Source organism: Cryptosporangium aurantiacum (assembly GCF_900143005.1).
Lineage (GTDB): Bacteria > Actinomycetota > Actinomycetes > Mycobacteriales > Cryptosporangiaceae > Cryptosporangium > Cryptosporangium aurantiacum.
The window spans coordinates 14,424-27,024 of sequence record NZ_FRCS01000015.1; the positions used below are offsets into that span (position 1 = coordinate 14,424).

The window sequence follows — 12,601 nt, forward strand, 5'->3', positions numbered from 1 at the left end:
CGATTCGAGATGCGAGCCCATGTACCAGCCGACAGAGTTCCGCGGCACCGATCCGCAGCAGGCCTACGCCCACATCGCGCGCTACCCGTTCGGGATCCTCGTCAGCGCGGCGGGACTCGCGGCCACGCACCTGCCGTTCCTCCTGAACACGCCGGACACCCCGACCGGCGTCGTCAGCCACTTCGCGCTCCGCAACGGGCAGTGGCGCACGATCGGTGACGGCGAGGAGGTGCTGGTCATCTTCCCCGGCCCGGACGCCTACGTCTCACCCCGCACCTACACCGCCGAGGAGGACGTACCGACCTGGAACTACACCGCGGTCCACCTCCGCGGCGCCTACCGGCGGATCGATCGGCCGAGCGAGGTGCGAGAACTGCTCGAGCGGACCGTGGCGACGTTCGAAGCCCGCTACGCCGCGCCCTGGTCGCTCAGCAGCATGGACGGCTCGGCGCTCGAATCGCTCGGGCGGGCGGTCGTCGCGTTCGAGGTGACCACCCGCACGCTGGAGCACGGCCTCAAGCTCAGCCAGGACAAGCTGCCCGACGACGTCAGGGGTGTGTGCGACGCGCTGTCGCGTTCGGCCGACCCGACCGATCGGGCGACGGAAGCGGAGATGCGCCGGGCCGGGGTGACCGGGCGAACCGGCCCGGCGAGTACCGACCCGGCGACGTGGCTGACGGAGTAACGTCACATTGCACTAGGTAAGGGGTAAACTACGCTCGTGTGCGGAAATCGCACACGAGCGGTGGAGTCGTGCCCGGAGCGGGACTCGAACCCGCACGCCCTCACGGGCAGCCGTTTTTAAGACGGCCGTGGCTGCCTTTACACCATCCGGGCCGGCCGCACTCACCGTACGGGGAGGACCCCCGGCGAGGTAGCGGCTTTCGTAGAAGTGGGATCGGTCGCCCCGACCCGGATCTGAACATGGAACGTCGCCCGGCAACCTGCCGGGCGACGTACTGCAACCATCGGTAACTATCCGGCGGAGCGGGCCGCTGCGGCCGCCGCCTTGTCGGTGGGCTCGGTCGCCGCCTGGTCGGCCGTCGTCTCAGCCGGCTTGTCGGCGGCCGCGGGCTTCGCGGGCTCGGCCTCACCGGTCTTGCCGGTTTTGCCACCGGCCGGCGGTGCCGGGGTGGCCGCCTGCTTGGCCTCGGGCTTGCCCTCGGACTTGGCCGGCGGCATCGGCGTCGCGAACAGCTCGAAGCTGCGGCGCGGGTCGTGCAGCTGACCCAGCGCGACGACCTCACGACGGAGGAACAGCGCCAGCGTCCAGTCGGCGAGCACCCGGACCTTGCGGTTGAAGGTGGGCACCCGGCTCAGGTGGTACGAGCGGTGCATGAACCAGGCGACGAAACCCTTGGTCTTGATGCCGTAGGTCTGCGCGACGCCCTTGTACAGGCCGAGGCTCGCCACCGAACCGACGTGCTTGTGCTCGTAGTTCACCGGCTGGCCGCCGTTGATCATGATGCCGATGTTCTTGCCCAGGCGCTTGGCCTGCCGGACGGCGTGCTGCGCGCTCGGCGAGCAGGTCGCACCCGGGACGTCTGAACTCAGGTCCGGCACCGCGGCGCAGTCTCCGGCGCTCCACGCGCCCTCGACGACGTTGCCGTCGGGGTCGACGACCTGCAGCGTCGGCAGGCAGGTGACGCGGCCGCGCTCGTCCAGCGGCAGGTCGGTGTTGGCCAGCATCGGGTGCGCCTTGACGCCGGCCGTCCAGACGATCGTCCGGGCCGGGAACTCGTCGCCGTCGGACAGCTTGACCAGCCCGTCGACGCACGACTGCAGGAACGTGTTGAGCCGGATGTCGATGCCCCGGTCGAGCAGCCGCTGGACGGTGTACGCGCCCATCTCCGGGCCGACCTCGGGCAGGATCCGCTGGCTCGCCTCGACCAGCACGAACCGGATGTCGGACTGGCTCAGCGTCTCGTAGTACTTGACCGCGTCCCGGACCATGTCCTCGAGCTCGGCCAGCGCCTCGATGCCCGCGTAACCGCCGCCGACGAAGACGAACGTCGTCGCGGCCTTGCGCAGCTCCGGGTCGTCGGTGCTGTCCGCAGCGTCCAGCTCGCCGAGTACCTGGTTACGGAGGTAGATCGCCTCACCGATGGTCTTGAAGCCGACCGCGTTCTCCTTGAGGCCCGGGATGGGCAGCGTCCGGGAGACCGATCCGGGCGCGAGCACGATCTGGTCGTACGTCAGCTCGTACGACTCACCCACCACGGGGACGATGTGCGCCGTCCGCCGGGCGTGGTCGACGCTCTCGACGTAGCCGGTGATGATGTGGGCGTGCCGGAGCGTCTTGCGCAGCGGCGCCACCACGTGACGGGGTTCCAGGTTGCCTGCCGCGGCCTCGGGGAGGAACGGCTGGTAGGTCATGTGCGGCTGTGGGTCGACGACGGTGATACGCGCCTTCTTCGCCTTACGCTGCAGCTCCAACGCCGTGTACATCCCGACGTACCCACCACCGACGACGAGGATGTGCGGTCGATCCGCGCTCATGCCTCTCTCTACCTTCCGCGCTTGCGGCGGCACCGGGGTGGCGCCGTCAGGCTTGCTCCGGGCCTGCTCTGGTCCGGACTCGCAAAAAGCGTAACCAGGCTCTCTGGAACGATTCGTTGCGCGGTCGACGCATGCGACCGCCGACACATTTTCGGCTACCCGCGCCGGGCGTTCCGACACCTCACCGGTACCGGCCGATGCTCCCGTTCACAGTTTTGACCGCCAGTCACCCGTCCAAACCGGCTCTGCTTCTCACATCCGTGTCAATGCTCTGGCCTGCGCGAATATTCCATCGAGCATAGGTTCGGTGAGCACTCCGGTGAAGGTGTTCTGCTGGCTCACGTGGTAACAGCCGAGCAGTGTGACGTCCGTGCCGGGGACCGCCACCGCGGCACCGTGGCCGAACCGGGGACGCGGGCGCGGTGCGGTGCCGCCGAGCGCGCCGACGACCGGCCAGAACGACGTCCAGGCGAAAGCGCCGAGCGCGACGATCACCTTCAGCGTGGGCGCGAGCAGCTCCAGCTCCCTCACCAGCCAGGGTGCGCAGGTGTCCCGCTCGGCAGGCGTCGGCTTGTTGGCCGGCGGTGCGCAGCGGACCGAGGCCGCGATCCGGACGTCGTACAGTTCGAGGCCGTCGTCGACCGAGACGCTGGTGGGCTGGTTGGCCAGCCCCGCACGGTGGAGTGCGGCGTACAGCCAGTCGCCCGAGCGGTCGCCGGTGAAGACCCGCCCGGTGCGGTTCGCTCCGTGGGCGGCCGGTGCCAGGCCGAGGACCAGGATCGAGGCGTCCGCCGGGCCGAATCCCGGCGCCGGGCGGCCCCAGTAGGTCTGGCCGGCGAACGCAGCCCGCTTCTCTGCCGCGATCTGCTCCCGCCACGCGACCAGCCGCGCGCACGCCCGACAGTGCGCGACCCCCGCATCCAACTCCCCCAGGTCACCGGAGCCAGCGGCGAGCCGCCGAACGTCTGCCGCATCCGCGGCAGCGCGTGCGGTCGAGTGCAGGTAGGCCGGTCGTCCCACCCGAATATCTAAGCGGACGCGTGCCGCGCGGCACGCGTCCGCCTCACGCAGTTGCGGCTAAAGCGCCGCCAGGCGCGCGTAGTAGTAGTGACGTGGAGCCCGCCCTCATAAACGAGAGCGGAATAATTCTAGGGTGCGTGCCCAGGCGGTGGCGCTCGCGTGGGGGTCGTAGCTCTCGGTGCGGTCGTCGTTGTAGAAGCCGCGCTTCGTGCCCGGGTACTCGTGGATCGTCAGCTCGCCGCCCACCGTTTCGACGGCCTTGCGGGCGACGTCCAGCTCCGGCCCGGTCGTGGCGGAGTCCTCGTCGGCGGCGTGCACCACCGCGGCGGTCCCGCCGAACGCGCTCCAGTCGGGCTGGGCCGGGTGCCACGGGACGAGCGGGTAGAACGCCCCGGCCGCGACGACGTCGTCGGTCAGGCTCGCCGCCCAGAGCGCGAGCGACCCGCCGAGGCCGAACCCGACGGCGCCGACCTTGCCCTCCACTGTGGCGGCCAGGTAGCGGGCGGCGCCCACCAGGTCACCGGCAACACGGTCGGCCGGTAGCTCGGCCGCGAGTCTCTGCGCCTCGTCCGCGCCGGTGGCCACCGCACCCCGGTACAGGTCGGGCGCGAGCGCGACGAACCCTTCGCCGGCGAGCCGGTCGGCGACCGACTTGATCTGTCCAACCAGGCCCCACCACGCGGGCAGGACCAGGACACCCGGCCCGTTGCCGTCCGCCGGCCGCGCCAGATAACCGTCCGCCGTACCGCCATCAACCGGAAAACTTACGTTCTCACCCACGGCAGACTCCCTTCGACTGGCGATCACCCAATCACGGGAGTGCATCGTGCGGAACCGATCCGGCGCTACGTCACATACCACCTGAATCGATGCGGAGAGGACGCGCCGGGTCGGACTCCCCGTTCCCACCGGTTGGAGCGGACCGGATAACGTGCGCGCATGAGCACTCTGTTGGCGAGCCTGCTCGCCGCACCCGGCTTGTACCGGGGGCGCGGCGACGGCGCCGAGTCCGGGCCGTTCCTGGCTCGGCTGGTGGTGACGCCGGTGGTCTCGGCTCGCGGGGTGGCCATCGACTACGAGGCCACCTCGGACCGACGCGGCCTGCACCACGTCGAGCACTCGATCCTGACCACGAGCGAGGACGGCCGGCAGGCACTGCACGTGTGCTGCACGGAGCTGCCCGGCATGGTCCAGTTCACCGAGAGCCGGCCCGGAGTGTTCACGGCGTACGACGGTGGCCTCACCGCACGCATCCTGATCACCGCACCCCAGCCGGGGTCGCTGACCTACTCCTGGTGGTGGACCCGCGACGAGGGCGAGCCGAAGGAACAGTTCCGCGCCGATGTGAGAAGGACCGGCTGAGCGGTGCCCGCTCGTCGACGCGAACCCGGGCTGTAAGGGCCGCTGAGAGGCCGCTTTCGCGTCAGCCGCCGTCGCGTGGCATCGAGACGCTTACGCGAGCGACCAGGCGATGCCGTCGAGGATGTCGTGCTCGCTCGCGACGACCGACTCGGCACCCACCTCGTCCATGATCACGCGCAGCACCAGCGCGCCCGCGCCGATCACGTCCACCCGCCCGGGGTGCATCACCGGGTAGGCGGCGCGCTGCTCGCGGGTCTGGGTCAGCAGCCGCTCGGTGACCTCGGCGACCTGCGCCCGGCTGATTCGCGCGTGGTGGATCGCGGCCGGGTCGTACGCGTCCAGCCCGAGCGCGAGCGCGGTCACGGTGGTCACCGAACCGGCCAGCCCGACGAGCGTCCGTGCCTTCTCGACCGCAACGGTCTCCCGGGCGAGCCCGACCGCCGCGACGATGTCCTTCTCGGTCGCCGCGATCTCGGCGAGCGTCGGCGGGTCGCTGCGCAGGTGCCGCTCGGTGAGCCGCACGCAACCGATGTCCACTGAACGAGCCGCGTCCACCCCGTCCGTCCCCAGCACGAACTCGGTGGAGCCCCCGCCGATGTCCACGACGAGGTACGGCGGCTCGGCGCCCCGCAGCCCCCGGACGGCGCCGGCGAACGACAGCCGGGCCTCCTCGTCACCGGAGATCACCTCGGGAGCGGTCCCTAGCGTGTCGAGCACCATCCGGCGGAAGTCGTCGGCGTTCGAGGCGTCGCGGCTGGCGCTGGTGGCGACCATTCGGACGCGTTCGGCCCCCAGCGTCCGGATCTGCTCCGCGTAGTCGGCGAGCGCCACCCGCGTGCGTTCGATCGCTTCGGCGGCGAGCCGGCCGGTGCGGTCCACGCCCTGCCCGAGCCGGACGATGCGCATCTCACGGACGACGTCCACCAGCGGAGCGTCCGACTGAGACGGAAGATCAGCCACCAGCAGACGGATCGAGTTCGTCCCGCAGTCGATCGCCGCGACCCTCATTGTTCTTTCTCCACGACGCAAGGGTTCCGTTCCCACCAGTGGCCGACCGCTTCGAGGGCCTCGTCCCCGAGCTGGTTGACCCCTTCGCCCGCCGCCAGCGCGTGCCCGGCGAGCGCGTGCAGGCACTTGACGCGGGTCGGCATCCCGCCCGCGCTCACGCCGTCGATCTCCGGCACCGTGCCGAGCTTCCGGCGGCGCTCCAGGTAGTCCTCGTGCGCGGAGCGGTACTGCTCGGCCAGGTCCGGGTCGTCGGCGAGCCGCTCGGTCATCTCCCGCATCAGGCCGCTCGCCTCGGCGGTGCTGAGCGCTGCGGCCAGCCGCGGGCAGGTCAGGTAGAACGTGGTCGGGAACGGCGTGCCGTCGGGCAGCCGCGGTGCGGTCTCGACGACGTCCGGCGCGCCGCACGGGCAGCGGTGGGCGACGCCGACGGCACCGCGCGGCACACGTCCGAGCTGCGCCGCCACGATCTCGTGATCTGCGGGGGAAAGGCTCACTTCTGGTCGGCCGCCTCGACGCTGTCCCAGAGCCGCCCGTACCAGGACCGCGGGTCGCGGACCGGGGACGTGGACGGCTCGGTCGGGGTTCCGCCGGTGCCTTCCCGGCTCGGATCCTGGACGATGTACCGCTTCTCCCCGGGCTGCACCAGCTGCAGCCGGGAGCTGGCCTGGCTCCGGACGTACTCGGGGTCGTCCCACTTGGCCAGGTCGGCGCGGAGCGCGGCGATCCGCTCGGACTGCCGCGCCTGCGAACGCTCGGCCTCGGCGATCTGGGACCGCTGCGCCAGGTACTGCTGGATCGGGTAGGCGAGCGTCAGCACGAGCACCGCGAACAGGATCGCGAGCACCGCCGCCCGCCCGGTGAACCGGCCCTCGCCGCGGCGGACGAACCGGCGCCCGTCGACCGCCGCGGTCGCCGACGCCGCGGTCCGGCGCACTCCGGGACGGCGTCCCTCCCGGCTTCCCGCTCCCGGGCTCCGGCCCGCGCCCCGGCGCTGAGCCGGGACCGACGAGACCGGGTAGTCACGCTGCTTGCCCGGCACTCGCCCGGTGACCCGCCCGCCGTGCGGGCTGGTCGTCCGCGGCGTGACGCGGGGGGTGCGAGGAGTGGCCGACCGCGCCGCACTCCGCGCAGCCGACGACGTCGACGGGCGGCGGTTGCCACCGGCCCGGGACGGACGCTGGCCGCTGGGAGTACGGCGCGGACTGGCCATCAGCTACTCAGGACGCCGGCGTGTACCGGGGGAAGGCCTGGGCACCGGCGTAGATCGCCGCGTCGTCCAGCTCCTCCTCGATGCGGAGCAGCTGGTTGTACTTGGCGATGCGCTCGGAGCGAGCAGGCGCGCCGGTCTTGATCTGGCCGGCGTCGGTCGCCACCGCGAGGTCGGCGATCGTGGTGTCCTCGGTCTCGCCGGAGCGGTGGCTCAGCATGCACTTGAAGCCGGCCCGGTGGGCGAGCGACACCGCGTCGAACGTCTCGGTGAGCGTGCCGATCTGGTTGACCTTCACCAGCAGCGCGTTCCCGGCCTTCTCCGCGATACCGCGGGCCAGGCGCTCCGGGTTGGTGACGTAGAGGTCGTCACCCACGAGCTGGACGCGCTGCCCCAGACCGGCGGTGAGCGCCTTCCAGCCGTCCCAGTCGTCCTCGGACAGGCCGTCCTCGATCGAGACGATCGGGTAGTTGTCGACCAGCTCGGTGTAGTAGGCGGCAAGCTCGTCCGAGGTCTTCTTCTGACCCTCGAACGAGTAGACGCCGTCGCCGTAGAACTCGGTGGCCGCGACGTCGAGCGCGAGCACGATGTCGGTGCCGAGCGAGTACCCGGCCTTGTCGATCGCGGTGGCGATCAGGTCGAGCGCCGCCCGGTTGCTCGCCAGGCTCGGGGCGAAACCGCCCTCGTCGCCGAGGCCGGTGGCCAGACCCTGGGACTTCAGGACGCTCTTGAGCGCGTGGTACGTCTCCGCGCCCCAGCGCAGCGCCTCCTTGAAGGAGCCGGCGCCGATCGGAGCGATCATGAACTCCTGGATGTCGACGTTCGAGTCGGCGTGCGCGCCACCGTTCAGGATGTTCAGCATCGGCACCGGCAGCGTGTGCGCGTTCGGGCCGCCGAGGTAGCGGAACAGCGGCAGCTTCGCCGAGTCGGCGGCGGCCTTGGCGACGGCCAGCGAGACGCCGAGGATCGCGTTCGCGCCCAGGCGGCCCTTGTTGTCGGTGCCGTCCAGGTCGATCATCGCCTGGTCGATGAGGCGCTGCTCAGCGGCGTCGAAGCCGACCAGCTCGGGGCCGATCTCGTCGTCGACGGCCTGGACCGCCTTCTCGACCCCCTTGCCCAGGTAGCGCTTGCCGCCGTCGCGGAGTTCGACGGCCTCGTAGGCGCCGGTGGAAGCGCCGCTCGGCACGGCGGCGCGGGCGACCGTGTCGTCGTCGAGGATGACTTCGACCTCGACGGTCGGGTTACCGCGCGAGTCGAGAATTTCACGGGCGGCGACGGCCTCGATCGTGGCCACGTGCATCGCTCCTCATGGTCGGGGCGTATGGCGGTCGGACGATGGCCCGCCGCTCTTCCCCAGAAGCGTAGTCGCGCACGTCCGGTGACATGCGCCGCCCCACCGGTGGGCGGCCCGCCGAGGGCGGGGCCGGCGTCCGCCGGCCCCGCCCTGATGGGGCTCCAGGTCAAATATCGAGCAAGCTGCGCAGATGCCGGGGAGAGGGGGAACCGTGGGCGAGCATGCGGTCGTGCCAGTCGCGCACTGACACGCCCGGCGGGCGGGCGGCAGCGATCGCGGACACCTCGGTGTAACCGACGAAGTACGTCGAGAGCTGCGCCGACGTCAGCAGCGCCCGGCGCCACTTCCCGGCGGCCTCGCCCTCCTCCTGGAAGCCCTTCTCCACCATCAGCGCCATCGCGTCGCCCTCGGACAGGTCTTCCGCGTGCACCAGCTGGTCGAGCAGCGCGTTGATGACCATTCGCAGCTCCATCTTGAGCTGCTGCAGCCGCACCTGCGGCCCGCCGAAACCGGCGTCGCTCATCAGGTGTTCGGCGTGCACGGCCCAGCCCTCGACGAACGACCCGGACATGCACAGCGCCCTGGCGCGCGTGCTCGCCCGGAACCGGCGCGCGTGCGCCAGCTGCACGAAGTGGCCGGGCACCGCCTCGTGCACGGTCAGGTTCAGCAGCAGGTGGTTGTTGTACTCCCGGTAGAACGACTCCCGCCGCTCGTCCGACCAGTCCGCGGGCGTCGGCGCGATCGCGTAGAACGTCGGCACCGCGGCGGTCTCCAGCGGGCCGGGAGCGTCGCAGTACGCCACCGCCACACCGCGGGCGAACTCCGGCATCTCGATCACCCGGCACTCGTCCTCGGGCAGCGTCACCAGGTCGTGCTCGCGAACGAAGTCGAGCGTCGTCTGCAGGTCGGCGCTGGCGCGCGCGACGATGGTCCGGTCGGTCGGACGGTCGGCCGCCAGGACGTCCAGCGCGGCGCGGACGTCGTCGGAGCCGGTCAGCTCCTCGGCGACGGCGCGGGTCAGCTCCCCCAGCTCGGCGAGGCGTTTCTCGGCCGCGGCGAGCAACGTGCTCGCGGTCAGCTCGGAGTCGAGCTCGTGCCACAGCTTGGCCTCCCAGAGGCGGCGACCGAGCCGGGCCTCCCCCTGTGCGGTGTCCAGCTGCTCGACGAGCCAGGCGCGGTGCCGGTCGAGCGCGGCCAGTGCCGCGGTGGCGGGCGCCGTGACGTCCAGACCCGGGACCTGTGCCGCGAGACGCGGCACCTCGGTCGACACCAGACCGACGACGCCGTCGAGCTGGCCGATCGCGGTCTCGACGTGGATCCGCGGGCAGTCGTGCAGCGTCGTCTCGGCAGTGCGCAGCGCGTCCGGCACCTGCCGCAGCCGGTCGGCCAGCGCCTCGAGCCGCTCGGCGGGCGGGGCGAACTCACGGGTGATCAGCCCGTCGAGGAGCGCGCCCGGGTTGTGCAGCAGCGGGTTCCACTCGTGCTCACGCAACTCGGTGAGCGCGAACAGGCGCTGGTCGACGGCGGATGCCAGCAACTGGGTGTCGACGGCGTCCTCCGGGCCGAGGTCGTCGACGTCGATCTCGGCGAGAGCGTCGGCGTCCTCGCGTAGGCGGCGGATCCGGTCGGCGACGGCATCCGCCGAGTAGTCGGGCAGGTCGTGGTCGCCCCGGTGGTCGCCGGCGTACATGGCGCCGACCGGATCGCCGGCGAGCAGATCGTCGACGACGGCTTCCGCCGTCTTGCGGAACTCACGCGTCATGACGCGCAACCCTATGCCGCCACTCGGGCACGCGGGGACCACAACGGTCGGGCCGTCCTCGGGCTCTGGTTCGGACGTTGACCTCATACCAACGAACCTGCCGACGCTAGGCGGGCGGGCGGTAGCGGTATCCGACTCCTCGGACGGACTCGATCGGAGAATCGGACGGATCGGACCAACCGAGCCGCCGCCGCAACCGCAGCACCGCGAACTTGACCCGCTCGGCACCGATCCCGGTCGGGTCGTCCCACACCTGCGACAGCAGCTGCGACGGCGAGAGCACCGCGCCCTTGTGCCTGGCCAGCGTGTTGAGCAGCCGGAACTCGATCGGCGTCAGGTGCACCGACTCGCCGTCCACGGTCACCGACCGCCGCACCGGGTCCAGCTGCAACCGGCCGTCGTCGTAGATCTCCTCCGACCAATCCGGCGCCGACGAGCGCCGCAGCAGCGCGGTCACCCGCGCCAGCAACTCCCCGTTGGTGAACGGCTTGGTCAGATAGTCGTCCGCACCACCGTGCAGACCGCGCACCTTGTCGCGCTCCTGCCCGTGTGCGGTCAGCAGCAGCACCGGGACATCCGAGATGTCCCGCACCCGCTCCAGAACCTGCCAGCCGTCCATGATCGGCAACCCGATATCGAGCACGACCAGATCAGGACGGACCTTGTGCACCAGGCGCAGCCCTTCCCGGCCGTCCTGGGCATGTTCGACGTTGTGCCCGGCCCGCTCGAACAACAGCTTGAGCCCGAGTGCGATATCCGGATTGTCCTCGACAACCAGTAGTTTGCTCACCGGTCCCCCTCCCGGTCACCGACTCGGCGTTGCGGCAACCAGACGGTCACCGTCGTCCCCCGGCCGAGCTCGCTCGTGATCTCCATCAGTCCGCCGTGGCGCTCCACGATCGCCTTACTGATCACCAGCCCGAGACCCGTTCCGGGATGGCTGTGCTTCTCCACGTTCGAGGCGCGATGGAATGCCTCGAAGATGCGGTCCAGGTCCTCGGCCGGGATACCGATGCCGCTGTCGGTCACCGACAGCCGCCAGCCGTCGGCTGCGGGATGGCAGCGCACGGTCACCGATCCGCCGGGCGGCGTGAACTTCAGCGCGTTGCCGATCAGGTTCCCGAGCACCTGGTTGACCCGGAGCTCGTCGCAGGACATCACCGAGTCGCCGGACACTTCGGCCTTCAGCGTGACGTCGGCGGCCTGGGCGATCGGTGCGCGCTCGGCCACGGCGGCGCGCACGAGGTCGGGGAGGATGACACGGCTGGGGACGAACTGCAGCGTCCGAGCCTCCAGCCGGGAGAGCAGGAGCAGGTCCTCGATCAGCCGGAGGAGCCGGTCCGCGTTGCGCTGGATCACCTCGATGAACTGACGCTGCTCGTCGTCCAGTTCGCCCCAGTCCGGCTGGGCCAGCAGATTGCTGAACGTGACCACCGACGTCAGCGGGCTGCGCAGCTCGTGCGAGACGCTCGCGACGAACTCGTTCTTCGCCGCCACCAGTGCCGAGAGCGCTTCGTTACGTTCTTCCAGGCTGCGCTGGGTGTTGGCGCGGGCCGTGACGTCCCAGGCGTGCAGGAGCGCGCCGCTGCCCCCGGCATTCACCGGGACCACGTCGATCTCGACCACCCGTCCGCCGACCAGCATCAGGTCGGTGTCCAGCGCGGTCCACGGCTCCACCAGCAGTCGGTCGAGCCGGTCGGCGACCCGGTCCGGTGCGCGCATCGCGCCGGCCATCCGGCGGAGCAGCGCGCGGGCGTCGGTGCCGTGGTAGCGGTGCGGCGGGCCCGGGACGTCGAACAGGTCGAGCAGCGCCCGGTTCGTGACGACGACCCGTCCCGCGGCGTCGACCAGCAGGATCCCGACGGTCAACGTCTCGATCAGCCGGGCGAGCCCGGCTGAGGTCTCGTTCAGCGCGCGCTCCGCGTCCCGTGCGCGACCCACTTCGACGCCGTAGTAGACGACGCCGCCGACGTCCGGGTCGTGGACGCGGCTCCGCACCGTCGTGGCGAGCTCGATCCAGGTGCCCTGGATCGTCCGCACGCGCACCGGGATCGACTGGGCAGGCTCCCGGCCGTCCAGCGCGGCCCGGAACGCCTCCAGCACGGCGCGCCGGTCGTGCGGGTGCACCAGCGAGAGAACGCGTGCCCGAGCGGGCAAGTCGACGGGGTGCCCGAGGCCGCGGGTGAACGTGTCGCCCAGCGCGGTCCAGGAGCCGTCCGGGTAGACGACGGCCACCGCGGCGCGAGCGGCCTCCACCACCGCACGGAACAGCTCAGGCCGCTCCGCACCGCGTCGGGAAGCACCCGGGCGCGGGGAACCGGCGGCCGCACGGGCCGCCGCTCCCACCGTCACGGCCGCACCGGCCGCAACGCCGCCGTTCGTGACCTCGGCCACGCCCCTCCTCCGCAGGCGGGTTTCCACCCGCCGCACGCGACACGAAACTCACATT

General features: G+C 71.3%; 12 protein-coding genes and 1 tRNA gene. 2 read left to right on the top strand and 11 right to left on the bottom strand.

Annotation, left to right across the window (positions count from 1 at the left end; translation table 11 throughout):
- Positions 1 to 19: 19 nt before the first annotated feature.
- The gene (locus BUB75_RS34410) at positions 20 to 685 is read left to right on the top strand and encodes an FMN-binding negative transcriptional regulator (RefSeq protein ID WP_073263234.1); all 666 of its coding nucleotides are present in this window, start codon (positions 20 to 22) and stop codon (positions 683 to 685) included.
- Between the two features lie 69 nt (positions 686 to 754).
- On the opposite strand, the gene BUB75_RS34415 is transcribed toward BUB75_RS34410, so the two are convergent.
- From BUB75_RS34415 to BUB75_RS34430, 4 genes are all read right to left on the bottom strand, one after another.
- Positions 755 to 837, bottom strand: a tRNA-Leu gene (locus BUB75_RS34415).
- A gap of 138 nt (positions 838 to 975) precedes the next feature.
- Positions 976 to 2,499, bottom strand: a complete 1,524-nt coding sequence (locus BUB75_RS34420) for an NAD(P)/FAD-dependent oxidoreductase (protein WP_073263236.1) — start codon at positions 2,497 to 2,499, stop codon at positions 976 to 978.
- Between the two features lie 252 nt (positions 2,500 to 2,751).
- On the bottom strand, positions 2,752 to 3,525 hold the full coding sequence (locus BUB75_RS34425) for a uracil-DNA glycosylase (protein ID WP_143175602.1): 774 nt from the start codon (positions 3,523 to 3,525) through the stop codon (positions 2,752 to 2,754).
- Between the two features lie 99 nt (positions 3,526 to 3,624).
- Positions 3,625 to 4,299 (bottom strand): dienelactone hydrolase family protein, encoded by a 675-nt coding sequence (locus tag BUB75_RS34430; protein WP_073263238.1) that lies wholly within the window; start codon positions 4,297 to 4,299, stop codon positions 3,625 to 3,627.
- 159 nt (positions 4,300 to 4,458) lie between these two features.
- Here BUB75_RS34430 and BUB75_RS34435 point away from each other — a divergent pair, with 159 nt between their 5' ends.
- Positions 4,459 to 4,881 (top strand): hypothetical protein, encoded by a 423-nt coding sequence (locus BUB75_RS34435; RefSeq protein WP_073263240.1) that lies wholly within the window; start codon positions 4,459 to 4,461, stop codon positions 4,879 to 4,881.
- Positions 4,882 to 4,971: 90 nt separating this feature from the next.
- On the opposite strand, the gene BUB75_RS34440 is transcribed toward BUB75_RS34435, so the two are convergent.
- The 7 genes from BUB75_RS34440 to BUB75_RS34470 all read right to left on the bottom strand — a co-directional run bounded on the left by BUB75_RS34440 (position 4,972) and on the right by BUB75_RS34470 (position 12,546).
- Positions 4,972 to 5,889, bottom strand: coding sequence for a Ppx/GppA phosphatase family protein (locus tag BUB75_RS34440; protein ID WP_073263242.1), 918 nt, complete (start codon positions 5,887 to 5,889; stop codon positions 4,972 to 4,974).
- Positions 5,886 to 6,383, bottom strand: a complete 498-nt coding sequence (locus BUB75_RS34445) for a DUF501 domain-containing protein (protein ID WP_073263244.1) — start codon at positions 6,381 to 6,383, stop codon at positions 5,886 to 5,888. The genes BUB75_RS34440 and BUB75_RS34445 overlap by 4 nt, the downstream gene beginning before the upstream one ends.
- Positions 6,380 to 7,099 (bottom strand): FtsB family cell division protein, encoded by a 720-nt coding sequence (locus BUB75_RS34450; protein ID WP_143175603.1) that lies wholly within the window; start codon positions 7,097 to 7,099, stop codon positions 6,380 to 6,382. Before BUB75_RS34450 ends, BUB75_RS34445 begins: the two co-directional genes overlap by 4 nt.
- Positions 7,100 to 7,106: 7 nt before the next feature.
- Entirely contained in the window at positions 7,107 to 8,390 is a 1,284-nt protein-coding gene (eno, locus tag BUB75_RS34455) for a phosphopyruvate hydratase (protein WP_073263458.1), read from the bottom strand.
- A gap of 166 nt (positions 8,391 to 8,556) precedes the next feature.
- Positions 8,557 to 10,152 carry a DUF885 domain-containing protein gene (locus BUB75_RS34460; protein ID WP_073263248.1) on the bottom strand — a complete coding sequence of 532 codons (1,596 nt, stop codon included), beginning with the start codon at positions 10,150 to 10,152 and terminating at the stop codon, positions 8,557 to 8,559.
- 106 nt (positions 10,153 to 10,258) lie between these two features.
- Positions 10,259 to 10,942: a response regulator transcription factor gene (locus tag BUB75_RS34465; RefSeq protein WP_035848720.1), complete on the bottom strand. Its 684-nt coding sequence runs from the start codon at positions 10,940 to 10,942 to the stop codon at positions 10,259 to 10,261.
- Positions 10,939 to 12,546 carry a sensor histidine kinase gene (locus BUB75_RS34470; RefSeq protein ID WP_073263250.1) on the bottom strand — a complete coding sequence of 536 codons (1,608 nt, stop codon included), beginning with the start codon at positions 12,544 to 12,546 and terminating at the stop codon, positions 10,939 to 10,941. Before BUB75_RS34470 ends, BUB75_RS34465 begins: the two co-directional genes overlap by 4 nt.
- Between the last annotated feature and the right edge of the window lie 55 nt (positions 12,547 to 12,601).